Genomic DNA, 26,746 nt, shown 5'->3' with positions numbered 1-26,746 from the left:
TCACTTCCTTCCGGCGGGAACAGCGGGAACAGCAGAGGCTGTGGAGACTGCGGGGACTGCGGAGACCGCCGTGGAGACGGGGGGACCCGAGGGCACGGGGACGGCGGCGGTGGAGACACCGGGCTGGTGCAGCGTGTAGATCTCGCAGCCGTCGGAGCGCAGCGCGTCGATCTCGCCGAGGATGCGGTCGCAGACGCGCTCCCCCGGCACGGTGATCGGGATGCCCGGCGGGTAGGCGATGATGAAGTGGTCCGAGGTGCCCGGCGTCAGGGCCGCCGACGCGGTGCGATAGGTGCGCTGGATGGTCCGCAGCGCGTCCAGCAGCCGCAGCAAGGTGGCCTCGTCCACGCCGATGTGGAGGTGGAAGAGCACCGCGTCGCCGCTCTCCCGGGCCACGTAGAGGGCGTACTCGTCGAAGAGGATCCGCCGGAAGTCCGCGGCGGTGATGCCCAGGGCGCCGATGTCGACCAGCACCCGGGTCGGGTCGTCGCTCACCAGCAGCGCCGGGTCGGTCAGATGGCCCTGCGCGCCCAGTGTGCGGTAGGCCGACAGCCGCGGGTCGGTGCCGAGTTCGGTGCGCAGGGTCCGGGCCAGGTTCAGCGACCGCTCCAGCAGCTGCTCGCCCTCGGTCTCCGCCTGGAGCCGGGCCAGGTCCAGGCTGGCCAGTACCGGCCAGCTGGGCGAGGTGGTGTGGTGCTGGAACAGCGCCTGAGCGGTGCGCTCCTGCGCCTCGCCCTCGCCGGCCAGATGCAGGTACGAGCCCTGCCGCAGCGCCGACATCGACTTGTGCGCCGAGTGCGTCACGGCCACGGTCAGGGGCAGTGCCGGTTCGGCGCGGCGCAGGGTCTCCACCGCGTGCAGCGCGGTCAGCGGGCGCAGCCGGGGGTGGAAGCGGTGCACCGCGCCCCACGCCTCGTCCACCAGGACGCGGACCCCGGGGTGGGCGGCGGCCAGCTCGGCCAGCACCGTCGGCAGGTCGTAGCGGACACCGTCGTACGACACGGCGGACAGGACGACGGTGTCGTACGGCCGGCCCTCCGCCACCGCCGTACGGAACGTCTCCAGCAGTCGGGGCAGGTCCCCGAAGGCGCGCGGGCAGTCCGCGCAGCACCTCTGCATGGGTGCGTAGGTGACGTCCACGCCGAGCCCGCCGAGCGCGAAGTGCACGGACTGGTGGCAGCTGCGGTCGGCGAGCACCCGGCCGCCCGGACGGGTCAGCGCGGTCAGGGCGACCCGGTTGGCGGTGCTGGTGCCGGTCGACAGGAAGTACGTCGCGTCGGCGCCGAAGCTGCGGGCGGCCAGCCGCTGGGCCTCGCGCAGCGGGCCGCGCGGGCGGAAGAACGAGTCGAGCATCGTGCCGCTGTACGACACATCGGCGGCGAGCTGGGCCGCGCCGAACAGACTCTCGTAGGACTCCCGGATCCGGGAGTCGCGGATCGACCGGCCGTGCGAGAGCGGGAGGGCGTGGAAGGAGGCGATGTCCCGGCGGGCCGCCGCGAGCACGGCATCGGCCAGCGGTGTCCTGCCTGCCCCGTGGCGCCCGGGGTGGGGTGCGAACGCGTCCTCCCCGGAGGCGGGAGTGGAGCTGGTGGGTTCGGTCATGTCTCCATGAAATAAAAACCTTCGCGAAGGTATCAACTATTATCGGGAATCCTGATGACAGCGGATCGGCGGCCGCGCCGGAGCCAGGGCCTGTCCGGCGGCGGCTCCGGGCAACGGTGCTTGTCAGCGCCAGTGAGCGGGGCCTGGTGTGTCCAGCTGCGAGGCGGAGGAGGTCGAGCCGACTCCCTCCTCCGCCCTGCAGCTGCACGCACCAGGCCCCGCTCGGGTCTGTCGAAAGGTGCCGCACCTCATAGCCAGGCTGATCCAGACGACAGGGCCCAGGCGCGCCCTACGCCCGGAACGCCATGGCCGCGTACGCCGCGGCGGCCGGCTCCGGGCGCAGGCTCGCATGGGCGCCCACCACGTGGATGTCGCGCCAGGCGCGCTGCAACGGGCTCTCCGGGGTCAGCGCGCGCATGCCGGCCGTGCGGAACAGCTGCCCCACCGCTCCCGTCAGCAGATCGACCGCGACCGAGGCGTCCCGCCCGTTGCGGGCCGTCGTCTCCGGCGCGAAGGCGGCCGGAGGCGTGAGTGCCGCCTGGTCCGCCCGCCGCGCCGCCGCCTCCAGCAGCAGCGCCGCCGCATCGACGTCGGCCGAGCAGCGGGCCAGGGTGTGCGGGGCGCCGCTCTCGCCGCTCGCGCCGCGCTCCCGGACGAGCGTGGTCCAGGCGTCCAGGGCGCCCCGGGCCGCGCCGAGTGCGGGAGCGCAGAACAGCAGCGGGGCGACCAGGGTGTACGGCACCCGGTGGCAGGGCGCCGCGTCCGCCTCGGGCACGCCCGTCATCAGGATGTCCCGCAGGCAGGAGCGGTGCCGGGGCACGAAGGCGTCGTCGACGGTGACCGTGTGGCTGCCGGTGCCGCGCAGGCCGATGCTGTCCCAGGTGCGGTGCACGCGGATGTCCCGGCGGGGGAGCAGGAGGATGCGGTAGGCGGGAGGGCCGGCCGGCTGCTCGTCGAGGGTGGCGAGCAGCACCCAGTCGGCGTGCTCGACGCCGCTCGCCCAGGCCCAGCGGCCGGTCAGCCGCCAGCCGCCGGGGGCGCGGGTGAGCCGGCCGGAGGGCGGGACGACGGCCGCCGCTATCGCCGTGTCGGGAGAGTCCGCCCACAGCTCCGCCTGGGCCCGCTCCGGCAGATGGGCGGCGAGCCGGGCATGCCCGGCCAGCAGGGCACAGCACCAGGCGGTGGACGCGCATGCCTCCCCGACGGCGGCCACCGCGCCCACCAGCTCCGCGAAACCGCCTGCCCGGCCGCCCCAGCGGCTCGGCACGAAATGGCGGGCGAAACCGGTCGCGGGCAGGGCGGCCGCCACCTCCCGGTGCAGACACGCGGCCTCCTCGGAAGCGCGGGCGTGCCGGGCGGCGAGGGCGGTGACGGCGCCGGGGGCAAGTGACGGGATCGCGAGAGCCGTGGACATGGCTGCCTTTCCTGAACGATGGTTAACGGTATAAAAAGATTCGGTCTAGAAGGTATTTTCTTGATGAGCGCAGGTCGAAGGCGAGGACGGACACATGAAGCAGAGCAGAGCGCAGCGCACACATGAGCTGCTCATGGACTCGGCGGCGGCCGAGTTCGTCCTCCACGGCTTCGCGGGCACGAACCTGTCCGACGTCGTCGCCCGCACCCGCCTCACCAAGGGCGCGCTCTACGGTCATTTCGCGTCCAAGGCGCAGCTGGCCGAGGAGCTGGGCCGGCGGTTCGAGCGGGCGTGGGGGGAACTGCTGTCGTCGGCCGGGTCCTCCCCGCGCGAACTCGTCATCGGGCTGGCCCGGAGGATGGACGACGACGTGCAGTTCGCCGCGGGGTTGCGGCTCACGACGGACGCGGCCCGGGGGGACCGGCGGGATCCGGCTCCTCTCGGCGAACTCCGCGGACATCTGGAGGATTTGATCCACGAAGCCCGGCGGGAGGGCCAGATCGGCGCGGGCCACCAGCCGGAACTGCTGGCCCGGTTCGTGGTGGCGCTGTTGATGGGGGCCTGCTCGAATCGATGGACGGCGCAGGGCCGAGAAGGAGGGCTGGAGGCGCAGGTCAAGGAGATGTGGGACGTGGTGGCGCCGGTCCTGGGCGGTTGAGCCGCCGGACACCGGGGCGCGGCGGGAGACGTCGCGGCAGGCCGCGGCCACGCGGCGAGGCCTGCCGCGATCAGAGGTGACGGTTCGTCAGGCTGCCTTGTCCAGCAGGCCGTTCAGGGCCGGGCCGGGCAGACGTGTCCAGTTCGCGCGGACCGCGTGTGCCGTCAGGGCCGGATCGCCGCCCACGGCCACCGGGTTGCCGACGCTCGTCAGGAGCGCGAGGTCGCTGGCGTCGTCGCCGTAGGCGTGGCAATGCTCGGGGCGCAGCCCGAAGGCGGTCATGATGCGCCGCGCCTCCTCCGCCTTGGCCCGGCCGATCATGGGGCGGCCGGTCAGCTCGCCGGTGAGGGCGCCGCCCGCGACCTCGGGGATCGTGCAGACGACGAGATCGGCGCCGACGGCCTGTCCGATCGGGTCCAGACAGGCGCTGAAGGAGCCCGAGACCAGGACCGTGAGGTCGCCGGCGCTGGAGTGCCGCCGCAGGGCCTCGCGGACGGGCGGGTGGAAGAGGCCTCGCGGGTGTTCGCGGGCGAACCAGAGGCGGCCGCTCTCCGCCAGGTCGGTCTCGCGACTGCCGCGCAGCAGCCGGTAGTAGGCGCGGTTGACCTGCTCGCGGGGCATGCCGGAGCGGAGTTGGTGGCTGAGAGCGGCCCGGGCCGACGCCACGCGGGACGCGGCGCGGCCCTCACGGGCCCAGTGGAAGGTGAGGAAGCTCAGCATGCTCTTGCCGGTGATGAGCGTCTCGTCGACGTCGAAGAACGCGGCTCTGAGAGGACCGATCGTCATGACAGGGGAAACCTTTGTGAGGTCCTGCGGGTACAGGGGACCCGGTGCGGGGAACCGGGTGCAGAGGAGATCGGGTGCAGAGAAGATCGGGTGCCGGGGGCCGAAGGCGCCGTCACAGCCCGGCGTGCAGCTCCGAGTGGGCGGCCTCGACCAGGTCGAGGATCCGGTCGGCGTAGGGGCGCAGCCGGACGCCCGCCGAGGTCAATTCGACGGCCCGGTTGCCGCGGCGCACGAACAGCGGCGTGCCGACGGACTCCTCCAGGCCCCTGATCTGGGCCGTGATGGTGGGCTGCGAGTAGTGCAGGTTCCGCGCCGCCCGGGTGAAGCTCAGCTCCCGGGCGACCTCGCGGAAGGCGCGCAGACGCTGCAGGTCCATGGGTCAGGCGCGCACGAAGAGGGCGTCGGCCTCGGCCAGCGTGCGCTCCCCCTGCAGGGCGGTCAGGTGCAGCGGTCCGTCGGGGCGGGTGGCCGAACGGATCACGATCGGCCGGCACAGTTCGCCGAAGGACCGGAACCGGGCCTCCAGGGAGGCCAGTACGCAGTCGCGGGCCGCGGCCAGATGGCCGGCCTGGCGGAACGCCTCCAGCAGCATCATGCCCGGCACATGGTCCGACGGGTGCTCGAAGTACCCCGGGTGCTGGAGGTCGACGTGCAGCAGCCAGGTGCTGGAGTCGGTGCCGGCGACGGTGCGCAACAGCACGTTGGCGTCCTGGCGGCCGGCGATGACCGGCGCGGTCGAGGGCGCCGCCGTATGCGCGGCCGGGGCAGCCGTGAGGTCCCGGCCGCGGTGCCGGACGATGTCGTATCCACGCGCGTCGACCACGACGACGGAGACCGAACCGTACGCACAGGGCCGCCCGTCGACCTCGAGGGTCACGTCGAGGCGGGCGTCGAAGCGGCGTGCCGTGTCGCCGGAGGCCGTGACCGTGACATCGAGGACCGCGCCGAGCGGCGTGGCACCCACGCGCAGGGCGTCGAGGTCGTCGATGCGCAGTTCGAGGGACCTGAAGACGAAGTGGTGGCCCAGCGGGACGTCGTAGAAGCGGTGGATGAGGAAGATCCCCGCCTGCCGGACGGTCTCGGCGAGCAGCATGAAGTCGTAGCGACCGGACTGGTCCGGGTGGTAGAGCACATGCTGGCGCGGCCACTGGGCGCCGACCAGGAATCGGCCGGCGGCGACCTGGGCACCGTCGGTCAGGAAGACCTCGGTCACGGACGCACGGTGCACCAGCTGGCGCGGTACCGTGCGGTCGAAGGTGAGTCCGGCCCGGCTCTGTTCCACCGGTGACGGTGTGGACCGCAGTGTGTTGACAGACATCCTTGAATCCCCCCCAAGAGATGTGCAGGTATCGCGCAGGGGACTGATTGCCGCCCCCCGGCGGCAGAAAATATACCTTCAGGAAGGTATATTGCCAAGAGAGGTAACCAGGGAGGCGCGATGACCATGACAGGCAGGCGAAGCGAACCGAAGCAGGAGCGGGCGTGGCGGACAAGGGCCCACATCCTCCTGATGGCCGCCGAACTCTTCGCCGAGCGCGGCTACGCGACGGTGACGCTGCAGGACGTGGCCGAACGGGCTTCGATGACCAAGGGAGCGGTGTACTTCCACTACAAGAACAAGGAGGAGCTGGCCGTCGCCGTCGTCCAGGAGCACTACGCCCGCTGGCCCCTGCTCCTGCAGGAGGCGACGTCCCGTCAACTCCCGCCGTACGAGACGCTGGTGGCCGTCATGGACGGGGTGACCCGCGCGTTCCGCGACGACATCGTGGTCCGGGCCGGCGCGCGGCTGCAGGTCGAGCGGTCGCTCATCAACGGCGACCTGCCCGAGCCGTACGTGGGCTGGGAGGACTACCTGACCGATCTCGTCGAGGACATCGACAAGGCCGGTGAACTGCGCGCGGGCATCACCCCGCGCGGCGCGGCCCGGGTGCTCGTCGCGGCGTTCTTCGGCATGCAGCACATCTCCGACGTCCTTACCCGCCGCGCCGACCTCACCGAGCGGTACGGGGAACTGCGCCAGGTGGTCCTAGAAGGGCTGCGCGCCTGACGGAGCATGGACGTGACGACGTGGCGCCCGCACCGTCCTGGCAAGGCGGTTCCCGTTTCTCGGGATCGAACCGGATCGAGTCGGGCCCAGCAGGATCGAAACGGAGGGTGTTGTCCGAGATTTCCGGTAGAGCTGCAGGTGGGGCGTGTCTCGGTTTCGGGTTCGACTCCCCTGGGCTCCCCACATGAACCCCCTCTGATCTGCGTAGATGCAGTCAGAGGGGTTCATGTGCGCGGCCTCGCGGTCAGGCGTCTGGTTTCACGTGAAACGGCGTCCTGCAGACCCTCGGGCTCAGCGGTTCTTGTCGTCCCGGGACCGTGAGCCCCGCTCCTTCGCCTCCTTGGCCTGTACCTCGGGGTCGAGGGGCGAGCTGCCGTCCACCGAGCCGAGACGACCCGGATCCGGGACCTCCGTGGCGGCGGGAGGCTCGACCAGCCAGTCGGGGTTGGCCTGCTTGTCCCACCACTTCCAGGCGGCGAAGGCCGCGCCGGCGAGTACGCCGACCACGGCGAACGCCTTGAACGCACGGCCACACGCAGAGCGCCGCTGGTTCCGGCGCGCCAGCTTCTCGATCTCCTCGGCCGAGACATTGCCGCGCAGCGCGGCCAGCGCGGCGGCACCTCGCGCGGTGGCCTCCTCGCGGACCGGACCGGCCGCCGCCACCGCCTGTTCGATCCTCGGCCGCGAGTAGTCGGCGGCCTGCCGGGCCGCCTTACGCGTCAGGTCGGCGGCATCGTGCGCGGCCTGGTCCACCTTCGGCGGTACATGGGCGCGGGCCTGCTCCAGGCGCGGCACGAGACGGGCGTCGTACTGGACGCGGGCCTGGACGCGGGCCTGCTCTGCGGCCTGAGACACCACGGGCGCGAGCCGTACGCGTGCCTCCTGCGCGTAGTACGCGGCACGCTCCTTGGCCGTGTCGGCGTAGGGCGCCACCGCTTCCGCGGCGTGCCGCACGCTGTCCTTCGCCGAACTGGTCGCGGCGCGCACGCTGTCTTTGCGGGTCACGGGTTTCCTCCTCCTCGGTGGCGTACGGTATTTCGACTTTCCACCCTTTTACGGATCATGCCTGTCCACGGGCCAAGCGGCGCGCGAGGACGGGCATACGGGTGCAACCAGAGCTAAGAGGGGCTTGTCGACGACAATGCCACGGATCGGTGCCGCGCGCCCCCGCATGACAGAAGGGGTTCCGCAAGCGATTCGTGAGGATCCGGGTCCGGAAACTCCGGGCGGGCGTCGGACCTGCCGTACCGTGCGAGGATCGTGGCACTGAATCCGAGCACAACGGAAGGCGGATCGTGGCCGAGCAGCTCTACGCCACTCTGAAGACCAGCCTCGGCGACATCGAGGTCCGGCTCTTCCCGAACCACGCGCCCAAGACGGTCAGCAACTTCGTCGAACTGGCGCAGGGTGAGCGTGAGTGGACCCACCCGGACACCGGCACGGTCTCCACGGACCCGCTCTACGACGGCACGGTCTTCCACCGGGTGATCAGCGGCTTCATGATCCAGGGCGGCGACCCGGTCGGCACCGGCATCGGCGGCCCCGGCTACAAGTTCGAGGACGAGTTCCACCCCGACCTCCGCTTCGACCGCCCCTACCTGCTCGCCATGGCCAACGCCGGCCCCCGCACCAACGGCTCCCAGTTCTTCATCACGGTCAATCCCGCTCCCCACCTCAACCGCAAGCACACCATCTTCGGCGAGGTCGTCGACCCGGCCGCCCAGAAGATCGTGGACAGCATCGCCGCCGTCCCGGTCAGCGGACCCAACAAGCGGCCGGTGACCGACGTCGTCATCGAGACGGTCGTCGTCGAGAAGCGCGGCGGCTGAGCGGCCCGAAACGGAAGCACCCGAAGGGAACCAAACGCCCCGCTCGTCCGTAAGGATGGGCGGGGCGGAACACTGCCCAGGACGAGCGAGGGGACCCCATGGAGGACCAGGCGACAGGCAGCGCGCGTGACGCCCACAGCCTGCCCAAGTGCTACCGGCACCCGGACCGGGAGACCGGCGTGCGCTGCACCCGCTGCGAGCGCCCCATCTGCCCCGAGTGCATGGTCAGCGCCTCCGTGGGCTTCCAGTGCCCCGAGTGCGTCCGTGGCACCACCGCCGGCCAGAGCGGCCCGCCCCCGGCCGCCTCCCGGCCCCGCACCCTCGCCGGCGGCACGGTCGCCGCCGACCCGCGACTGCTCACCAAGATCCTGATCGGCATCAACATCGCCGTCTTCCTGGTCGAGCTCTCCGTCGGGGACAGCTTCACCAACCGCTTCGACCTGATCGGCCAGGCCTGGTTCCCGCAGTACGGCGATGTCGAGGGCATCGCCCAGGGCCAGTACTACCGGATGCTGACCGCGATGTTCCTGCATGACAGCTCGAGCCCCATGCACATCGTGTTCAACATGCTCAGCCTGTGGTGGATCGGCGGCCCCCTGGAAACCGCCCTCGGCCGCGCCCGCTACATCACGCTCTACTTCGTCTCCGGCCTGGCCGGCAGCGCCCTCACCTATCTGCTCGCCGCCCAGAACCAGCCCTCGCTCGGCGCCTCCGGCGCGATCTTCGGCCTCTTCGGCGCGACCGCGGTCCTCATCCGCCGGCTCAACTACGACATGCGGCCGATCATCGCCCTGCTGGTGATCAACCTCATCTTCACCTTCAGCGGCGGTATCGCCTGGCAGGCCCACATCGGCGGCCTGGTCGCCGGTGTCATCACCGGCTACGCGATGGTGCACGCCCCGCGCGAGCGGCGGAACCTGATCCAGTACGGCACGTGTGCGCTGGTGCTGGTCGTGGCCGTGGTGATCACGGTCATCCGGACCGCCCAGCTCACCTGAGCCTGCGTCTGCGCCTGATCACGGCGGCTCACCGCACCGATACCGAACCGTTGTCCACAGTCGGTGGCCGATCTTGTGCACAACGTGCCCGCACAACTGCGCCCCCTCCTACTCACCTGCGTTGCCGCAGGTCAGGGAGGGGGCGAGTGGTTTTGCGGCGGGTGTTGTGGTAGTCGTACCGGCGTCAACACCCAACGGGTTATCCACAGATCGTCTTCTTTTCCCCAGGTCCATACACAGGCCTGTGGATAACTCAGCGGATAACCCTGGGCAGAGCTACTTCCACTGTGTGGAGACGCCGAAGCCGGCCGCGATGAAGCCGAAGCCCACGACGATGTTCCAGTTGTCGAGGCTGTCGATCGGCAGCGAACCGTCGGTCACATAGAAGACGACGATCCAGGCCAGCCCGATGAGGAACATGGCCAGCATCACCGGTGCGACCCAGCCGCGACTGTTGAGCTTGATGGCGGTCGCCTGCTTCGCCGGGGGCGGCGTGTAGTCGGCCTTCTTGCGGATACGTGACTTCGGCACGAGGGTCTCTCCTGTCGATGCGCTGCGTGGCCGCGCAGGTAACTGGGTCGGGCTCGGGGCAGCGTACAAGGGGGACAGTAAGGGCACACTGAGCGCTCCCCCGGGCGTCCGTTAGCGTAGTGCTTCCGTGGCGCCGAAGGAGATAAGGGTACGTTGAGCAATTCTGCCGACTCCCAGGGGACCGGATCAACGGGTGCCGGCCCAACCCGCAAGAACGGGTTCCGTCCGGTGCGGATTCTCACCGTGGGCGTCTTCGCCCTCGCCGGTCTGCTCTTCTTCACCAGCTTCAACACGGCCAAGGGCACCGACATCCGCTCGGACGACAACCTGCTGAAGCTCTCCGACCTGATCCAGGAGCACAGCCGCAAGAACAAGGAGCTGGACGAGTCCAACGCGAGTACGCGCGACGAGAACGAGAAGCTCGCCAAGCGCGACGACGGCTCCACCAAGGCCCAGGACGACACGCTCACCGGCCTGGAGAAGGACGCGGGCACCCGGAAGCTCACCGGCAAGGCGATCACCGTCACGCTCAACGACGCGCCGCCGAACGCCACCGCCAAGCTCCCCGGCTACCCCGAGCCGCAGCCCGACTACCTGGTCATCCACCAGCAGGACCTGCAGGCCGTGGTGAACGCCCTGTGGCAGGGCGGTGCCACCGGCATCAAGGTCATGGACCAGCGGCTGATCTCCACCAGCGCCGTGCGCTGCGTCGGCAACACGTTGATCCTGCAGGGCCGGGTCTACTCACCGCCGTACAAGATCCAGGCGGTCGGGGACCCGGCGAAGATGCAGAAGTCGCTCGCCGACTCCGAGGCCATCCAGAACTACATGGTGTACGTGAACGTGTACGGCCTCGGCTGGAAAGTGACCGAGGACGGGACGGTGACTCTGCCGGGCTACTCGGGCACAGTGGATCTGCACTACGCGAAGCCCGTGGGGTAAGCAGCTCGTCACTTTCTGGAGCCGCCGGTGCGCGTGATCGTCAGGACCGTCAGCGAGCTCTGCATCACCGTCGGCACGCTCATCGTGCTCTTCGTCGCGTACGTGCTGTTCTGGACCGGCGTGAAGGCCGACAGCGAGATGCACGACCAGATCGACCAGTTACAGCGGCAGTGGTCGGCCAGTGCCGCGGTGCATCCGACGGCCAAGGCGTCCGCGACCGCCGCCGCCCCCGCGAAGCCCGCCGCGTACCACTACGGCAAGCCTTTCGCGATCATGTACATCCCCCGGTTCGGTTTCACGTGGAACAAACCGGTCCTGGAGGGCACCGGCACCGATGTGCTGAAGAAGGGCCTCGCGCACTACGCCAGGACCGCCCAGCTGGGCCAGGTGGGCAACTTCGCGGTCGCCGGCCACCGGCGCACCTACGGCGATCCGTTCCTCGACTTCCCGAAGCTGCGCAAGGGCGATGCGATCGTGCTGACGGACGGGACGACCTGGTTCACGTATCGGATCGACAAAGGGCCCTACAAAACAGTTCCGACGGACGTTGAAGTGATCGACCCTGTGCCACGTAAGTCGGGGTATACGCGTCCGGGGCGCTATCTCACGCTGACCACGTGCGATCCGGAATGGGGGCACAGCCATCGGCTGATCGTCTGGGCGCACTTGGACTCCACACAGCCCGTGGAGTCAGGCAGACCTAAGGCGCTGCGCCGTTAGTCTGGTGCAGTACGGCGGGATTCTGGTGCCGTGGTGGAACGGAAGGGACGGCATGTACGGCTGGATCTGGCGGCATCTGCCGGGGAACGCGTGGGTGAGGGCGCTGATCTCACTCATGCTGGTCCTGGCCGTGGTCTACGTCCTCTTCCAGTACGTCTTCCCCTGGGCCGAACCACTGCTGCCCTTCAACGATGTGACGGTGGACAACCAGTGAGCGCGCGGATTCTCGTCGTCGACAACTACGACAGCTTCGTCTTCAACCTGGTCCAGTACCTGTACCAGCTGGGCGCCGAGTGCGAGGTGCTGCGCAACGACGAGGTGTCGACGGCGCACGCCCAGGACGGCTTCGACGGCGTCCTCCTCTCACCGGGGCCCGGCACGCCGGAGGAGGCGGGCGTCTGCGTGGACATGGTCCGGCACTGCGCCGCGACCGGTGTCCCGGTCTTCGGCGTCTGCCTCGGCATGCAGTCGATGCAGGTGGCGTACGGCGGTGTGGTGGACCGGGCGCCGGAGCTGCTGCACGGCAAGACCTCGCTGGTCGAGCACGGCGGCAAGGGCGTCTTCGCGGGCCTGCCCTCACCCTTCACCGCGACCCGCTACCACTCCCTGGCGGCCGAGCCGGCGACGGTCCCGGCCGAGCTGGAGGTGACCGCCCGCACCCACGACGGGATCATCATGGGCCTCAGGCACCGTGAACTCCCGGTCGAGGGCGTGCAGTTCCACCCCGAGTCGGTGCTGACCGAGCACGGGCACCGGATGCTGGCCAACTGGCTGGTGGAGTGCGGTGACCAGGGGGCCGTGGCGAGGTCGGCGGGGCTCGCCCCGGTGGTGGGCAGGGCCACGGCGTGACCGCGCTGCGCCCCGAGCGCGAGACCGGTGCCTCGTACGGGGATCAGCCGTACGGGGGGTCGAGCGCGCTCGGGGAGACGGCGTACCTCCCGCCGCTCCCGCCGATCGACGAGGAGACCGTCGCGCTGCGGATCCCCGAGCCGCCTGTATCGGCCTCTGCGGCCACAGCAGCCCCTTCTGGCACCGGAACCCCGGGAGGCGGCCGCGCGGCCCGCAGAAAGGCCGCCAAGCGGCGCGGCGGGCGGCACGGCGGCACACCGGAGACGGCGCCGTCGGAAACCACCGCGCCGGGCCGGCCGCTCTCCCGGGTGGAGGCCCGGCGGCGGGAGCGGTTGCGCAAGCCCAGTCCGGCCGTCATGGCGAGCCGGGCGATAGGCGAGGTGTTCATCACCACCGGCGTGCTGATGCTGCTGTTCGTGACCTACCAGCTGTGGTGGACGAACGTCCGCGCCCACGCCCAGGCCGGCCAGGAGGCGAGCAGCCTCCAGCAGGACTGGGCGAGCGGCAAGCGTGCGCCGGGTGTCTTCGCGCCGGGCCAGGGCTTCGCCATCCTGCACATCCCCAAGCTGGACGTGGTGGCGCCGATCGCCGAGGGCGTCAGCAACAAGAAGGTCCTCGACAAGGGCATGGTCGGGCACTACGGCGAGGGCGCGCTGAAGACCGCGATGCCGCAGGACAAGACCGGCAACTTCGGCCTGGCCGCGCACCGCAACACGCACGGCGAGCCGTTCCGGTACATCAACAAGCTGGTGGCCGGCGACTCGGTGGTGGTCGAGACGCAGGACGAGTACTTCGTGTACAAGGTGACGTCGATGCTGCCGGTGACCGCGCCGAGCAACGTGAGTGTGCTGGATCCGATCCCGAAGGGGTCGGGCTTCACCAAACCGGGCCGCTACATCACTCTCACCACCTGCACACCGGAGTTCACCAGCAAGTACCGGTTGATCGTGTGGGGCAAGATGGTCGAGGAACGCCCGCGCAGCAAGGGCAAGCCAGACGCGCTCGTCGAGTAAGGGCAGAGGCAGAGGAACAGTGGCAGCGACCGCCGACGACACCGAAGAGCAGACCGACGCGCCGGATGCGGCGTCCGTGCCGGGGCGGCGGCCGATGGGCCGGATCGCGACGGCGGTCAGCGTCTTCGGTGAACTCCTCATCACGGCGGGCCTGTTGCTCGGCCTGTTCGTCGTCTACTCGTTGTGGTGGACGAACGTCATCGCGGACCGCAAGGCCGACCGGGAGGGCGACAAGGTCCGGGACACCTGGGCCCAGCAGGACACCGGTCCGGGCGCGCTGAACACGAAGAACGGCATCGGCTTCCTGCACGTGCCGTCGATGAAGAACGGCGAGGTCCTGGTCGAGAAGGGCACGTCGACGGACGTCCTGAACAACGGCGTGGCCGGCTACTACACGGATCCGGTCAAGGCCACGCTCCCGACCACCGGCAAAGCCGGCAACTTCGCGCTCGCCGCCCACCGCGACGGTCACGGCGCCAAGTTCCACAACATCGACAAGGTCAAGGTCGGCGACCCGGTCGTCTTCGAGACCCGCGACGACTGGTACGTCTACAAGGTCTACGACATCCTCCCCGAGACCTCGAAGTACAACGTCAAGGTCCTCTCCCAGGTCCCCAAGGAGTCCGGCAAGACCAAGCCGGGCCACTACATCACCCTGACGACCTGCACGCCGGTGTACACGAGCCGGTACCGGTATGTGGTGTGGGGTGAACTGGTCCGCGTGCAGAAGGTCGACAGCAAGCGGACACCGCCGAAGGAACTGAGCTGACAGACCTCCTTGCAGCAGGTCTGTCGCCTGGCATGCCTTGTTGCTCGGGGTTACCTCAGGCCCTTGAGAGGCGCTCCAGCGCTCCATGCCTCCAAGCCGCAGCGGTCCACCATGATGACCCCGCTCAGGTTGGCGGTGACGGCGAGCCGGCGGATGCCGGGGTGTCCGCTTGCAGCACTCGGCCCCGCCGAGCCGGAGCTCAGCGGGGCCGAGAAGAGCCTGCCCTCGTGCGGAACGTCAGCCGGAGGTACCACCGAAGAAGTTGGTACCGCCGTTGTTGCCGCCGTTGTTGTTGCCGACGCTCACCGTGGTGAGGGTGATCGTCGTGCTGCCCGGGTCGTCGACGCCGGTGTTGGCCGCCGGGTCCTGGTTGGTGACGAGCGCGTTGTCGCTGGAGTCGCCGTTGAACTGGATGTTCGTGAATCCGGCCGCCTGCAGGGTCTGCTTGGCCTGGCTCACGGTCTGGCCCAGCACACTCGGCACGGCCGTCTGCTGCTTGGCCTGGCCGATCTGGATGTTCACCGCGGAGTTCTTCTTCACCTGGGTGCCGGCCGTCGGGTCGGTCGAGACGACCTTGCCGACCAGGTTGGCGTCGTCGGTGTCCACCTGGGTGCAGTTGCCGGTCAGGTTGTTGGCCGCCATCTGCGCCTTGGCGTCGTCACAGCTCTTGCCGGTGACGTCGGGGACCGTGGACTTCTCCTCGGCCTTGGCGACCTCCAGGGTGATGACCGAGCCCTTCTCCTTCTCGGTGCCCGGGTCGGGGTTCTGGCTCAGGACCGTACCCTCGTCCTGGGTGGACACCGTCTTGGTGACCTTGACCTTGAAGCCCTTGTTCTCCAGCTGTGTGGTGGCGTCGTCGACGTTCTTGCCGATCACGTTGTCCACCGCGACCTTCGGCGCGCCCGTCGAGATGACGAGGTTGACCGTGGAGTCCTTCTTGACGTCGGTCTTGGGAGTGGGGTCCTGTGAGCACACGCTGCCCTTGGGCTGGTTGTCGCAGGTCTTCTGGGTGAAGGCCAGCTTGAGACCGACGTTGTCGGCCATCTGCGTGGCCGTCGCCTTGGTCTGCCCGACGAACGTCGGCGTCTGGACCGTGTCGTTCGCGCCCCCGCTGACCACCCATTTCCCGATCAGGACCGAGCCCACCAGCACCAGGATGCCCGCGACCACGAGGAGGATCGTGGACGTGTTGCTCTTCTTCTGCTGGCGGCGGCGGTCCGGGCGTTCGTCGTAGCCGTAGCCGCCGTCGTCCGGGTTCATAGGGGGGAGCATGGTGGTGGCGCCGGCGTCGGAGCGCAGGGCCGTGGTCGGCATGTCGTCCGGGTAGCCGCCGTAGCCGACGGAGCCCATCGCCGCGGTGGCCGCGACCGGCTGGCCGTCCAGGCACGCCTCGATGTCGGCGCGCATCTCGTCGGCCGACTGGTAGCGGTAGTTCGGGTCCTTGACCAGGGCCTTGAGGACGATGGCGTCCATCTCGGGCGTGATCTCGGGGTCGAAGACCGACGGGGGCTGGGGCTCCTCGCGGACGTGCTGGTAGGCGACCGCGACCGGGCTGTCGCCCACGAACGGCGGTCGTACCGTCAGCAGCTCGTAGAGCAGGCAGCCCGTCGAGTAGAGGTCCGAGCGGGCGTCGACCTGCTCGCCCTTCGCCTGCTCCGGGGAGAGGTACTGGGCGGTGCCGATGACGGCCGCGGTCTGGGTCATGGTCATGCCGGAGTCGCCCATGGCGCGGGCGATGCCGAAGTCCATGACCTTGACCTGGCCGTTGCGCGTCAGCATGACGTTCGCCGGCTTGATGTCACGGTGGACGATGCCGCTGCGGTGCGCGTACTCCAGGCCCTGGAGGATGCCGATGGTCATCTCCATGGCACGCTCGGGCAGGAGCTTGCGACCGGAGTGGAGGAGTTCCCGCAGCGTCGAGCCGTCCACGTACTCCATGACGATGTACGGGATCGAGACCCCGTCGATGTAGTCCTCGCCCGTGTCGTAGACCGCGACGATCGCGGGATGGTTGAGCGAGGCGGCCGACTGGGCCTCCCGGCGGAACCGGGCCTGGAAAGACGGGTCGCGCGCGAGGTCCGCGCGCAGCGTCTTCACCGCCACCGTGCGGCCGAGCCGGGTGTCATGCGCGAGGTAGACCTCCGCCATGCCACCACGGCCGAGCACGTGGCCCAGCTCGTACCGGCCGCCGAGGCGACGCGGCTCTTCCATAGCTACCTACCAGCCCTCTCCGTGGGTCCCGGCCGGCACGGGTGTGTGCGGTCGGAGGCTGCCGTCCGGGCCTACCGTACCCGGCTGTGTTTGTGTGACCTGGCCAAGCCCGTAACCCGATACAGGACCGGTATGTCAACGTGCACCGATGTGAAGGGGACGTGAGCGGGGTCACTTCTTGGAGTTGATGACCGCCTCCATCACGCTCTTCGCGATCGGGGCCGCGAGGCCGCCGCCGGAGATGTCGTCACGGTTGGCCTGGTCGTCCTCGATCACCACGGCGACCGCGACCGGCTTGCTGCCGTCGGGGAGCTTGGCGTAGGAGATGAACCACGCGTACGGGTTCTCGCTGTTCTCGACACCGTGCTGGGCGGTACCGGTCTTGCCACCGACGGTGACGCCGTTGATCTGCGCGTTCGTACCGGTGCCCTCCTTGACGACCGTCTCCATCATGGACTGGAGGATCTGGGCGTTGGAGGAGGAGAGCGGCTGGCTCATCTCCTCGGGCTCGGTCTGGGAGATCGTGTCGACGCCCGACGACTGCAGCTTGTCGATCATGTACGGCTTCATCAGCTTGCCGTCGTTGGCGACCGCGGAGGCGACCATGGCCATCTGCAGCGGGGTCGCGGCGGTGTTGTACTGGCCGATCGAGGACAGTGCGGTCTGCGACTGGTTCATGTTGTCGGAGAAGACCGAGGCGCTGGAGCGGACCGGGGTGAACTGCTCGGAGTCGAAGCCGAACTTCTTGGCCTCGGCGAGCATCTTGTCGTTGCCGAGGTCGGCGCCGATCTTGCCGAAGACGGTGTTGCAGGAGTACCGCAGCGCGACCCGCATGGTCGCGTTCTTGCACGGGATGCTGCCCTCGTTCTTCAGCTCGGTGGTGGTACCCGGCATGACGTACGGCAGCGGGGACTTCGTGGCCTCGTCGGCGGAGGTGTACAGCCCGTTCTCCAGCGCGGCCGAGGCGGTGACCACCTTGAAGGTGGAGCCCGGCGGGTAGGTCTCGCGCAGCGCCCGGTTCAGCATCGGGTCGTTCGGGTTGTACTTCTTCTGCAGCTTCTTCCAGGCCTCGGCGTCGGTGTCCGAGGTACCGGCGAAGGCCGAGGGGTCGTACGACGGGTAGGAGGCGAGGGCCAGGATCTTGCCCGTGGCGGGGTCCAGGGCGACGACCGCGCCCTTGCCGCCCTGCTTCTTCAGCCCGTTGTAGGCGGCGCTCTGGGCGGCCGCGTTGAGGGTGGTGACGACGTTGCCGCCGGCCTTCTGCTTGCCCGTGATCATGTCGAGGGTGTTGCGGAAGAAGAGCCGGTCGTCGTTGCCGGTGAGGATGCCGTCCTCGAGGGACTCCAGCTGGTTGGCGCCGAAGGCCTGGGAGGCGTACCCGGTGACCGGGGCCCACATGGGGCCGTTCTTGTACGTGCGCTTGTACTTCAGGTCGTTGAGACCGGAGGAGCTGGACGCCGTGGAGCCGGTGACCGGGTTGCCGTCGACGATTATGTCGCCGCGCGGGGTGGAGTAGCGGGCGATCGTGACGCGGCGGTTGGCGGGGTCCTCGCGGAGGGTGTCGGCCTTGACGTACTGGAGCCAGTTGTCGCGCAGCAGCAGGGTGAGGACCAGGAGGCCGCAGAAGATCGCGATCCGGCGCAGGGGCTTGTTCATGAGGGGCGGACCACCTGGGTCATCTCGGCGTCGGGGTTGGCGGCGGGAGCCGGGGCCGGGCGGCGGGCGGTGTCGCTGATGCGGATCAGCACGCCGATGAGCGCCCAGTTGGCGATCACGGAGGAACCGCCGTACGCGAGGAACGGCATCGTCATACCGGTCAGCGGGATGAGGCCCATCACACCGCCGGCGACGACGAACACCTGGAGCGCGAAGGCGCCGGAGAGGCCGACGGCGAGCAGCTTGCCGAACGGGTCGCGGGCGGCGAGCGAGGTGCGCACACCGCGCTCCACGATCAGGCCGTAGATGAGCAGGATCGCCATGATGCCGGCCAGGCCGAGTTCCTCGCCGAAGGTGGCGAGGATGAAGTCGGAGTTGGCGGCGAACCGGATCAGCTCGGAGTGGCCCTGGCCGAGGCCGGTGCCGAGGGTGCCGCCGGAGCCGAACGCCCACAGGGCCTGCATCGCCTGCTCGGAGTGGCCGGCGACGCCCTGCCGGGAGAGCGTGTACTCCTTCATCGGGTCGAGCCAGGCCTGGACGCGCTGCTGGACGTGCGGTTCGAAGCTGGCCACGCCGACCGCGCCGGCCGCCGACATCAGCAGACCGAAGACGATCCAGCTGGTCCGCTCGGTGGCGACGTACAGCATGATGATGAACATTCCGAAGAACAGCAGCGAGGTACCGAGGTCGGTCTCGAACACCAGGATGAGGATTGAGATGAACCAGACGACCAGGATCGGGCCCAGGTCGCGGCCGCGCGGCAGGTACAGCCCCATGAAGCGGCGGCTGGCGAGCGCGAGGGCGTCCCGCTTGACCATCAGGTAGCCGGCGAAGAAGACCGCGAGGACGATCTTCGCGAACTCACCGGGCTGGATGGTGAAGCCGCCGACGGAGATCCAGATCTTGGCGCCGTAGACGTTCAGGCCGAGGCCCGGGACGAGCGGGAGCAGCAGCAGGAAGAGCGCGGCCACCATGGAGATGTAGGTGTAGCGCTGGAGTGCTCTGTGGTCCTTGAGGAAGATCAGGACGACGATGAACAGCGCGATGCCCATCGCGGTGTACAGCAGCTGGTTGGTGGCCTTGCCGCCCGAGACGTGGATCGACTGGAGCAGCTTGGACTGGTCGAGTCTCCAGATGACGACCAGGCCGAGGCCGTTGAGCAGGGTGGCCAGCGGCAGCAGCAGCGGGTCCGCGTACGGGGCGAACTTGCGGACGACGAGATGGGCGACGCCGGCCAGCAGGCCGAGGCCCAGGCCGTAGCTCAGCAGTCCGGCGGGGACCTTGTCGTTGATGGCCAGGCCCACGTTGGCGTAGGCGAACACCGGGATGGCGACGGCGAACACCAGGAGCGCGAGCTCGGTGTTGCGCCGGCTCGGCGTTCCGATGGAGCCGATCGTGGACGTGTGGTTCGTCGACGTGTTGGTAGTACTGCTCATCGTGTGACGGGGCCTCTCACGGCTTGCCTATTGCTTACCGCACAGCGAGACGACCTTCTGCTCATCCTCCGAGAGGGTGGGGCCGGGGCTGGGGGTCGCTGAGGGGGACGGGGACGATGACGCCGAGGGGGACGCCGAGTTCGTAGGGCTTGGCGAGGCCTTGGACGTGAGAGAGGTCTTGGTGGTTCCCGTGGTGCCTCCGGCCTCGCCCTGGCCGGTCTTGGAGCTGGTCTTGGACTCGGCGGCGGTGCGCTCCGACTCCTTCTTGCAGGCGGAGGCCTGCACGGCCAGCTCCTGGACCTTCGACCGGGCGTCGGTGAGACCGCCCTCGGCGATGGTCGCCTTGACCTGCTTCTGCTGGTACGGCGGCAGGTACTTGAGTTCGATCTCGGGGTGGTCCGTCTCCACCTTCGACAGCGACACCCAGGCCAGGTCCTGGCTGATGCCCTGGTACAGCGCGACGTGTGTCCCGTTGGCGCCGACGTAGTACTGCGTCTGCGTCCAGCGGTAGCCGCCGTACAGGCCCCCGCCGATCACGGCGAGGGCGAGCACGCTGTAGAAGGATCTCTTCAGCCACTTCCGCCCGCGGCGGGGCTTGACGAAGTCGTCGTCGGTGTAGTCGCCGAAGCTGTCGGTGGGGACGTAGCCGGTGGTGTCGCCGGAGCCGGGCGGGCCGAACTCGCCGCCGCCGTGCCGTGGGCCCTGGCGGCCGAGGCTGGCGGCGCGGCCGGCCGGGGTCTGCATGAAGCCGTTGTCGTGCAGGTGCTGCTGGTTCTCGGCGACGGCGCCGACCACGACCGGGGTGTCGGAGAGCTGCCCCGCGAGGGTGTCGCCGGTGTCCAGGTCGAGGACGTCCGCGATGATGACCGTGATGTTGTCGGGGCCGCCGCCGCGCAGTGCGAGCTGGATCAGCTCCTGCACGGTCTCCTGCGGGCCCTGGTAGCTGGCGAGGGTCTCCTCCAGGGTCTGGTGGGAGACGACCCCGGAGAGCCCGTCGGAGCAGATCAGGTACCGGTCCCCGGCGCGCACCTCGCGGATCGACAGATCCGGCTCGACGTGGTCGCCGCTGCCGAGCGCACGCATCAGCAGCGAGCGCTGCGGGTGGGTGGTGGCTTCCTCTTCCGTGATCCGGCCCTCGTCGACGAGCCGCTGCACCCAGGTGTGGTCCTGGGTGATCTGCGTGAGCACGCCGTCACGGAGGAGGTACGCGCGGGAGTCGCCGACGTGTACGAGGCCGAGCCGCTGCCCGGTCCACAGCAGGGCGGTGAGGGTGGTCCCCATGCCCTCCAGCTGCGGGTCCTCCTCCACCATGGCGCGCAGCTGGTCGTTGGCGCGCTGCACGGCGAGGCCGAGGGAGGTGAGGATGTCGGAGCCGGGCACGTCGTCGTCGAGCGTGACCAGGGTGGAGATCACCTCGGAGGAGGCCACCTCGCCGGCGGCCTGGCCGCCCATGCCGTCGGCGATGGCGAGCAGGCGGGGACCGGCGTAACCGGAGTCCTCGTTGCCCTCCCGGATCATGCCTTTGTGCGATCCGGCGGCGAAGCGCAGTGACAGACTCATGCGCACCTCGCCCGTCGGCTCCGGGTACATCCGCACGGTGCCCACCCTCCGGTCGGGAGCGCGCCGGGGACCGGCGTCCGGTCCGCCGCTGCGTGCTCGCTCCGCTCGCGCCTATCCATGATGTAGCACTACTTCCGCAGCTCGATGACGGTTTTGCCGATGCGGATCGGCGCGCCCAGCGGGATCGGTGTGGGCGTCGTCAGCCGGGACCGGTCCAGGTAGGTGCCGTTGGTCGAGCCGAGGTCCTCGACGATCCACTGGCCGTCGCGGTCCGGGTAGATCCTGGCATGACGGCTGGAGGCGTAGTCGTCGTCCAGCACGATCGTCGAGTCGTGGGCGCGGCCGAGGGTGATGGTCTGGCCCTGGAGCGCGACCGTCGTACCGGTGAGGGTGCCTTCGGAGACGACCAGCTTGGAGGGGGCGTTACGGCGCTGGCGTCCGCCGGCCGCCGGCTGCTGGCCGCGCTGCTGCGGAGGCGCGGCCTGCTGCCGGGCGGCGGGCTGCTGCCGGCGCCCTTCTTCCCTACGCGATCCGCGCTGGGTGACGCGCGTACCGAACAGGTCGCTGCGGATGACCTGCACGGCCACGATCACGAACAGCCACAGTACGGCCAGGAAACCCAGCCGCATGACCGTGAGGGTCAGCTCTGACATTGCCCCCGCTTCACCCTTCGGCTTGCCGGTAAATGATGGTGGTGCTGCCCACGACGATCCGCGAGCCGTCGCGGAGCGTAGCGCGGGTGGTGTGCTGCCCGTCCACCACGATGCCGTTGGTGGACCCGAGATCCTGGATCGTCGAGGGCGTTCCGGTCCGGATCTCGCAGTGCCGGCGGGAGACGCCGGGGTCGTCGATCCGCACGTCGGCCTCGGTGCTGCGGCCCAGCACGAGCGTTGCGCGGGAGATCTGGTGGCGGGTGCCGTTGATCTCGATCCAGTAGCGGGTGCGGGAGCCGGGCGCCGAGGCGCCGACGGGACCCGAGGGCGGCCGCTGGGCGGCCGGCTGGGTGGGCTGCGGATAGCCGTAGCCGCCGGGGCGGGCGCCGGGCGGTGGGGCGCTCGGCATGGGCGGGGCGGCGGCGCTCTGCTGCGGGTAGCCGTAGCCGCCCGGTCGCTGCGGGGCGCCGGCGCCGCCCGCGGGGGCACGCTCGGCGGCCTGCTGGTTGCTGGACGAGGCGAGAGTGCGGCTGCGCACCCGGTACAGGCCGGTGTCGAGGTCCTCGGCCTTCTCCAGGTTGACCTTGATCGGCCCCATGAAGGTGTAGCGCTGCTGCTTGGCGTAGTCGCGGACCATCCCGGCGAGCTCGTCGCCGAGCTGCCCGGAGTAGGGGCTGAGCCGCTCGAAGTCGGGCGCGCTCAGCTCCACGATGAAGTCATTGGGTACGACGGTCCGGTCCCGGTTCCAGATGGTCGCGTTGTTGTCGCACTCGCGCTGCAGCGCGCCGGCGATCTCCACGGGCTGGACCTCGGACTTGAACACCTTGGCGAAGGTGCCGTTGACCAGACCTTCGAGACGCTGCTCGAACTTCTTCAGGACTCCCACAGGGCACCTCCTCTGTCGCCTTGCCCGTACTGCCTGCCGTTGCCGTTGCCGCTACTGCTCACTGATCGTATCTACGCGCCCGGCAATCAGCCGGTTCCCCGAGCGGCCCCCCTTCGAACTCCTCGGCGTGCTTCTCCTGCCAAGGATCGGCGCTTCTTCTGCCATGGATCGTAGAGGTGGCCCACGACCAGTGTCCCGCACCTGACTGTGGACCCGATCCGTCTCCTGGACAGATGGCCTTGACCGGTACGAGGTTGATACGTGATGGCCGACTGCTCGGTACGTGATCGCAAGGTCAGCGCTGCCGGGGGATAAGGGATGTGAACCCACCCTGTCCCACGTGCTAGTGTTCTCGATGTCGGAAGGGGCCGGACCGAAGGAAACAACGGGCCGGAAGCCGGAAGGCACACCCAATGCGCGGGTGGCGGAATAGGCAGACGCGCTGGATTCAGGTTCCAGTGCCCGCAAGGGCGTGGGGGTTCAACTCCCCCCTCGCGCACAGAGAGATACCGACGAAACGGGTCTCCGCCGGTGACGGAAGTCACGGTGGGGCCCGTTTCTCGTTGTGCGGTGATCGTCGCGGCGACTGTGAGGCATCGCACGGCCTGGTCAGGCATGCAAAGGGCCCCGACTCGTGAGCTATCTCACGGGCGGGGCCTGTCTTCGTTGTGCTGTGGCGCTCGGGGGCCGAATTGATCTACGCCGCTGGTGGGTGCGGTGCCGTGGGCGCTCGCCGCCGAGGGCGAGGGTGTCCAGCCACTTCCTGATCTTGCGGCGGTCGGCATGGGCCGGCTGGAAGGCGAGCAGGGAGGAAGCCGGAGGACCGGCCCGCTGGGAGTCGTCGCCCCATTGGAGTGACGTCCAATCAGCCACGGATCGATCGCTCGGGGAACTCATAGCCGCAGGTCACGGGCGCCCCCCAGGGACGATTTGCGCCGCCGGGCCGGGAGATTCTGCCTGAATCGAGTGTTTAGCTAGACCTAAAGGTGGCATCCTTGAAGCGACAGCAACATCCGCTGTAGCGGCTTGAGTTGGGGGTCATATCATGAGCTTCTTCGTTCGTAGTGAAAGTAACGTCGAGTTAGCTGGCGCCCAGTTGGCGCGGCAGGCGTCTGCTTCTCTCGCGGGCCTGCTGGCAGGGCTCGGCAAGTCACGTTCCGACCTCGCCAAGGCCATGGGTGTCAGCCCCGGCCGGGTCAGTCAGATCATGTCGGGTGATGCGAACCTGACGATGCGCACGTTGGCGGCTGCGGCGGAAGCGCTGGGGGCCGACGTCGAGATCAAGTTCTCCCCGCGGCGGCCGCAGGCTGCGCAGAACCGGCCCGTCAGCAACGGAGAGCCGTTGTCATTGCGCAAGGACAGCGTCTCTTCACATCGATGAGCGCGTCTTGCCGTCACTGAAGACAGCGAACCGCCAGGCCCGTGGTGCTGCAGACCGCTGCCGCTAGGTGCGGTTGCGGCGGAGGCTGAACCGGCGTCGTTGTACGGGCAGCGACGAACTGTGGAAGGCATCGTTGGGAAGCGCCTTGGCGCGCAGTGTCTCAAGCTCGGCCTGTTCCGTCCGACGGCCGTGCATGTACGCGCAGAGCAACAGGTCTCCGCAACGGTTGAAGGCCTCGCCGAAAGCACTGCGGTACTGATAGACCTCTTCATCAGTCGGATCTCGCATCCAGCCGGTGTCAATGTCTCTTCGGGCCTCCTCGGTCTTCGTCTGCACCTCCAGCGCGTGGATCATGGCCTCGTCGGCCGCGTCGAAGAGGTTGGCGATCGTCTTGGTGAGTGTGGGATGCCGATCCACCAGGTAGTTCCTGAGCTCGTGTACGAACACACGAAGCTGTGTTGACTTCTCGAAGCCGTCAAGGAACCGAGCGCACCAACTGTGAGCGTCGAGGCTCATGCGATATTCGAGTCGTTCCCTGAACCAGGCGATGCCGAGCGTCATGAACCTGAGGTAGGGCTGGGTCGTATCCTCCTGCCTTTTGCGAGGCATGGCCGTGACACCGGTCGCCAGACCTGCGGCTACCGGCGGTAGCTTCGCCAGGTGCGGAAGTGCCAGACCGGCGGCGATCCCGACCAGACCTGTCAGAACGAGAACCAGAAGTGCCAGGCCAGTAGATCTCCAGCTGCCCAGCAGCCAGCCCTTGCCGACGGAATGGCGGGCTAAGCCGACCCACGCAAGGCCGGCGCTCAGCATCGCCGGTAATGCGTATCCGGCGAGCCAGCCGTGGTGGTACCAAGTCATGAACGGCCCCAAGTCATGCAATAGACAGGTAGGACCGCCGCAGGCGAGCAGAAGGTGAGCTGGGCTCCCCCTCGGCGTGTGCGCCCAGCCCTCTCACGGCAGGCCCATCGTGGGTCGGCTGCAGTGAGTACCGGAGATGATGTCACCCGCTGCGTTCCCATGACATTACTTTGCGCAACGAGTGACCACTGGCTGCGGTGATCCGGCCACTTCGGGTCTTGCCCGACTGAGTGACTCCGCGCGCCGAGGAAAGGCGGCGATCACTTGCGGCTGCTCGTTGCTCCGTGGAGCGCACCGGGCCGACCATGTGTATCCATCGTCTTCAGTAGACGTGTCGCAGCAGACTGGTGTGCCTGGATTGGCTCGATAACTTCGGTTGTCCCGGATCCCGACTCGATCCGGCGTGTCGTTGCGCATCCATCACGGAAGCAAGGGCATACGCAGGGCCCCGGCTCATGAGTTGTCTCATGGGCGGGGCCTGTCCTTGTTCTACTGCGTTCTACTGCGGTATTCGGGGGCCGGGTCTTTCCGCTCTGCGCTCTGCGCTCTGCCGGAGATGGTGACGGGGGAGCAACCGAGGCGGCCCATGGCCGGGTGAGGGACGTGGATGGACGACGAGCTCTTAGAGCTCCTTGAGCGCGGCGGCCGTCTCGGAGAGGATCTCCGCGGACAGTTCTGGGTCGCCGACGGCCCGGGCCATGGCAACCCCCCCGACCAGAGCGCTGAGCACCAGACATGCCTGCCGGCGCTCGGCTGCGGGATCGTCGCCCGACGCGAGGCCCGCCAGGATGTTCAGGTAGCTCTCGACCTGCCGGCCGTACGCGGCCCGCGTTCTGTCATCGGCCCGTGAGACGTCCTGGGGCAGGGCGGCGACCGCGCACCCGTCCTGCGGTGCGTCCCGGTGGGCGGTGCTGAGGTAGCCGTCGACGATCGCTGTGAACGCCTGCTGTCCGCCACGGGCGGCGGCGGTCAGGAACCGCTTGTTCCCCTGCTCCAAGGCGTGCTCCACCGCCTCGGCGACGAGATCGTCCCGGGAGGCGAAATGACGGTAGAAGCCGCCGTGGGTCAGACCGGCCTCCTTCATCAACTCGGCCACACCGACCCCGTTCACGCCATCGCGGCGGAAACGTGCCGCGGCCCTGTCCACGATCCGGGCATGGCTCGCCGCCTTGTCCGCCTGCGAACTCACCATGATCGAACCTCCAGTCCACGGGGCCGTCGTCAGCCCGCGACAACTGAGGATTATATGCATCATCCTGCGATGTGTGACGTCACATGGCACACGCCATGGACTCCCTGACCGGCCGGGCCGGAGGGCATCCATGGCGCTGGTTGCGCGAGGAGGGCGGGGGCGAAAGCCGGCCCGTTCTACGAGGCGGTGCGGCCGTGGCACCGTCTGGGCCGGGTCATCCCCACCGGCCGGCGCGCGCCTTGCGCTCGATGTCCCTGGCGAAGAGCGGAGTCTCCTCGGCGTTGTGGGCGCTCAACGCCTTCTGCGCGGCCTCACTCGCCACGGCAAAGGGCACGCCCCGTCCCTCCAGCGCTTCGAGATAGCCGGGAGCGGTACGGACTTCGACCCTGTTGATGAACCTCGTCGTGTCCGGGTCGACGGCTTCGGTGGTGAACTCCCAGATCACGGTGAGCTTGACCCGGGCGCCAATGTCCGGACCGATCGAATCCGACAGGGACACGAGGCGGCAATGGCTGCGCTCGGCGACGTCCTCGACGTAGTGCTGCACCATCAGATTGCCGACCTGCTCCACATTGATGGACATGCGCTTGCCCTCGGGCGTGAGTGTCGTCGCCCCGGCAATGTGGTTCTTCGAACATGCCAGATATCCGCTGTCGGTCAGAGTGAAGACCCACTCCGCCAGGTCGATCGTCGGCAGCGGCGCCTGAATGGTGGCTTCGGACACCGATTCGGCGATAACGCGGTCAGTCATC

The 26,746-nt window shown here is 68.9% G+C and carries 27 protein-coding genes and 1 tRNA gene; 12 read left to right on the top strand and 16 right to left on the bottom strand.

The window, feature by feature from the left end; genetic code table 11:
- Entirely contained in the window at positions 1-1,602 is a 1,602-nt protein-coding gene (locus KVT45_RS08680) for an arginine decarboxylase (protein WP_254646483.1), read from the bottom strand.
- A gap of 289 nt (positions 1,603-1,891) precedes the next feature.
- Positions 1,892-3,016 carry an acyl-CoA dehydrogenase family protein gene (locus KVT45_RS08675; RefSeq protein WP_217545931.1) on the bottom strand — a complete coding sequence of 375 codons (1,125 nt, stop codon included), beginning with the start codon at positions 3,014-3,016 and terminating at the stop codon, positions 1,892-1,894.
- A gap of 94 nt (positions 3,017-3,110) precedes the next feature.
- Here KVT45_RS08675 and KVT45_RS08670 point away from each other — a divergent pair, with 94 nt between their 5' ends.
- Complete coding sequence (locus tag KVT45_RS08670) at positions 3,111-3,674, top strand: TetR/AcrR family transcriptional regulator (RefSeq protein ID WP_217545930.1); 564 nt, start codon at positions 3,111-3,113, stop codon at positions 3,672-3,674.
- 87 nt (positions 3,675-3,761) lie between these two features.
- Here the strand turns inward: KVT45_RS08670 and KVT45_RS08665 are convergent, their stop codons facing one another.
- From KVT45_RS08665 to KVT45_RS08655, 3 genes are all read right to left on the bottom strand, one after another.
- The gene (locus KVT45_RS08665; protein WP_217545929.1) at positions 3,762-4,460 is read right to left on the bottom strand and encodes an HAD family phosphatase; all 699 of its coding nucleotides are present in this window, start codon (positions 4,458-4,460) and stop codon (positions 3,762-3,764) included.
- A 112-nt stretch (positions 4,461-4,572) separates the two neighbouring features.
- Positions 4,573-4,836 (bottom strand): LysR family transcriptional regulator, encoded by a 264-nt coding sequence (locus KVT45_RS08660; protein ID WP_217545928.1) that lies wholly within the window; start codon positions 4,834-4,836, stop codon positions 4,573-4,575.
- Between the two features lie 3 nt (positions 4,837-4,839).
- Positions 4,840-5,778: a ScbA/BarX family gamma-butyrolactone biosynthesis protein gene (locus tag KVT45_RS08655; protein WP_217545927.1), complete on the bottom strand. Its 939-nt coding sequence runs from the start codon at positions 5,776-5,778 to the stop codon at positions 4,840-4,842.
- Between the two features lie 126 nt (positions 5,779-5,904).
- On the opposite strand from KVT45_RS08655, the gene KVT45_RS08650 reads away from it, so the two are divergent.
- Complete coding sequence (locus tag KVT45_RS08650) at positions 5,905-6,507, top strand: ScbR family autoregulator-binding transcription factor (RefSeq protein ID WP_254646482.1); 603 nt, start codon at positions 5,905-5,907, stop codon at positions 6,505-6,507.
- Between the two features lie 291 nt (positions 6,508-6,798).
- Here KVT45_RS08650 and KVT45_RS08645 read toward each other — a convergent pair whose 3' ends face one another.
- Complete coding sequence (locus KVT45_RS08645; RefSeq protein ID WP_217545926.1) at positions 6,799-7,512, bottom strand: DUF5324 family protein; 714 nt, start codon at positions 7,510-7,512, stop codon at positions 6,799-6,801.
- A 290-nt stretch (positions 7,513-7,802) separates the two neighbouring features.
- Between KVT45_RS08645 and KVT45_RS08640 the strand changes: the two genes are divergently transcribed.
- Together KVT45_RS08640 and KVT45_RS08635 are read left to right on the top strand one after the other, a co-directional pair.
- Positions 7,803-8,336: a peptidylprolyl isomerase gene (locus KVT45_RS08640; protein WP_217545925.1), complete on the top strand. Its 534-nt coding sequence runs from the start codon at positions 7,803-7,805 to the stop codon at positions 8,334-8,336.
- A 98-nt stretch (positions 8,337-8,434) separates the two neighbouring features.
- Positions 8,435-9,334 (top strand): rhomboid family intramembrane serine protease, encoded by a 900-nt coding sequence (locus KVT45_RS08635; protein WP_217545924.1) that lies wholly within the window; start codon positions 8,435-8,437, stop codon positions 9,332-9,334.
- 276 nt (positions 9,335-9,610) lie between these two features.
- Here KVT45_RS08635 and crgA read toward each other — a convergent pair whose 3' ends face one another.
- Positions 9,611-9,865 (bottom strand): cell division protein CrgA, encoded by a 255-nt coding sequence (gene crgA, locus KVT45_RS08630; protein WP_089100431.1) that lies wholly within the window; start codon positions 9,863-9,865, stop codon positions 9,611-9,613.
- A gap of 153 nt (positions 9,866-10,018) precedes the next feature.
- Between crgA and KVT45_RS08625 the strand changes: the two genes are divergently transcribed.
- From KVT45_RS08625 to KVT45_RS08600, 6 genes are read left to right on the top strand one after another with little or no spacing between them, the layout of a single operon-like run.
- Positions 10,019-10,807: a DUF881 domain-containing protein gene (locus KVT45_RS08625; protein WP_217545923.1), complete on the top strand. Its 789-nt coding sequence runs from the start codon at positions 10,019-10,021 to the stop codon at positions 10,805-10,807.
- A 27-nt stretch (positions 10,808-10,834) separates the two neighbouring features.
- The gene (locus tag KVT45_RS08620) at positions 10,835-11,527 is read left to right on the top strand and encodes a class E sortase (protein WP_217545922.1); all 693 of its coding nucleotides are present in this window, start codon (positions 10,835-10,837) and stop codon (positions 11,525-11,527) included.
- A 52-nt stretch (positions 11,528-11,579) separates the two neighbouring features.
- On the top strand, positions 11,580-11,741 hold the full coding sequence (locus KVT45_RS08615; protein ID WP_217545921.1) for a hypothetical protein: 162 nt from the start codon (positions 11,580-11,582) through the stop codon (positions 11,739-11,741).
- The gene (locus KVT45_RS08610; protein ID WP_093500774.1) at positions 11,738-12,376 is read left to right on the top strand and encodes an aminodeoxychorismate/anthranilate synthase component II; all 639 of its coding nucleotides are present in this window, start codon (positions 11,738-11,740) and stop codon (positions 12,374-12,376) included. The genes KVT45_RS08615 and KVT45_RS08610 overlap by 4 nt, the downstream gene beginning before the upstream one ends.
- Positions 12,373-13,389, top strand: a complete 1,017-nt coding sequence (locus tag KVT45_RS08605; RefSeq protein WP_217545920.1) for a class E sortase — start codon at positions 12,373-12,375, stop codon at positions 13,387-13,389. The genes KVT45_RS08610 and KVT45_RS08605 overlap by 4 nt, the downstream gene beginning before the upstream one ends.
- A 19-nt stretch (positions 13,390-13,408) precedes the next feature.
- The gene (locus KVT45_RS08600; protein WP_217545919.1) at positions 13,409-14,158 is read left to right on the top strand and encodes a class E sortase; all 750 of its coding nucleotides are present in this window, start codon (positions 13,409-13,411) and stop codon (positions 14,156-14,158) included.
- A 237-nt stretch (positions 14,159-14,395) separates the two neighbouring features.
- On the opposite strand, the gene pknB is transcribed toward KVT45_RS08600, so the two are convergent.
- From pknB to KVT45_RS08570, 6 genes are all read right to left on the bottom strand, one after another.
- Entirely contained in the window at positions 14,396-16,369 is a 1,974-nt protein-coding gene (gene pknB / locus KVT45_RS08595) for a Stk1 family PASTA domain-containing Ser/Thr kinase (RefSeq protein ID WP_217545918.1), read from the bottom strand.
- 171 nt (positions 16,370-16,540) lie between these two features.
- Complete coding sequence (locus KVT45_RS08590) at positions 16,541-18,025, bottom strand: penicillin-binding protein 2 (RefSeq protein ID WP_217545917.1); 1,485 nt, start codon at positions 18,023-18,025, stop codon at positions 16,541-16,543.
- On the bottom strand, positions 18,022-19,461 hold the full coding sequence (locus KVT45_RS08585; RefSeq protein ID WP_217545916.1) for an FtsW/RodA/SpoVE family cell cycle protein: 1,440 nt from the start codon (positions 19,459-19,461) through the stop codon (positions 18,022-18,024). The genes KVT45_RS08590 and KVT45_RS08585 overlap by 4 nt, the downstream gene beginning before the upstream one ends.
- 27 nt (positions 19,462-19,488) lie before the next feature.
- Positions 19,489-21,051, bottom strand: coding sequence for a Stp1/IreP family PP2C-type Ser/Thr phosphatase (locus KVT45_RS08580; protein ID WP_217546182.1), 1,563 nt, complete (start codon positions 21,049-21,051; stop codon positions 19,489-19,491).
- Between the two features lie 98 nt (positions 21,052-21,149).
- Positions 21,150-21,674, bottom strand: a complete 525-nt coding sequence (locus tag KVT45_RS08575) for an FHA domain-containing protein (RefSeq protein ID WP_089100420.1) — start codon at positions 21,672-21,674, stop codon at positions 21,150-21,152.
- Positions 21,675-21,684: 10 nt separating this feature from the next.
- On the bottom strand, positions 21,685-22,560 hold the full coding sequence (locus KVT45_RS08570) for a DUF3662 and FHA domain-containing protein (RefSeq protein WP_217545915.1): 876 nt from the start codon (positions 22,558-22,560) through the stop codon (positions 21,685-21,687).
- Positions 22,561-22,975: 415 nt separating this feature from the next.
- Between KVT45_RS08570 and KVT45_RS08565 the strand changes: the two genes are divergently transcribed.
- Positions 22,976-23,059 (top strand) — tRNA-Leu (locus KVT45_RS08565).
- Positions 23,060-23,605: 546 nt separating this feature from the next.
- Positions 23,606-23,941: a helix-turn-helix transcriptional regulator gene (locus KVT45_RS08560; protein WP_217545914.1), complete on the top strand. Its 336-nt coding sequence runs from the start codon at positions 23,606-23,608 to the stop codon at positions 23,939-23,941.
- Positions 23,942-24,004: 63 nt separating this feature from the next.
- On the opposite strand, the gene KVT45_RS08555 is transcribed toward KVT45_RS08560, so the two are convergent.
- The 3 genes from KVT45_RS08555 to KVT45_RS08545 form a co-directional block, all read right to left on the bottom strand.
- Positions 24,005-24,802: a hypothetical protein gene (locus tag KVT45_RS08555; protein WP_217545913.1), complete on the bottom strand. Its 798-nt coding sequence runs from the start codon at positions 24,800-24,802 to the stop codon at positions 24,005-24,007.
- A 622-nt stretch (positions 24,803-25,424) separates the two neighbouring features.
- Positions 25,425-25,994, bottom strand: a complete 570-nt coding sequence (locus tag KVT45_RS08550) for a TetR/AcrR family transcriptional regulator (protein ID WP_254646481.1) — start codon at positions 25,992-25,994, stop codon at positions 25,425-25,427.
- Between the two features lie 214 nt (positions 25,995-26,208).
- Positions 26,209-26,745 (bottom strand): hypothetical protein, encoded by a 537-nt coding sequence (locus KVT45_RS08545; protein WP_217545912.1) that lies wholly within the window; start codon positions 26,743-26,745, stop codon positions 26,209-26,211.
- Position 26,746: the final 1 nt, after the last annotated feature.

The organism is Streptomyces sp. GbtcB6, from assembly GCF_019091475.1.
GTDB classification, from domain to species: domain Bacteria; phylum Actinomycetota; class Actinomycetes; order Streptomycetales; family Streptomycetaceae; genus Streptomyces; species Streptomyces hyaluromycini.
Note: the sequence above shows the minus strand (reverse complement) of the source record. Positions and strands in the feature narration are given on the sequence as shown.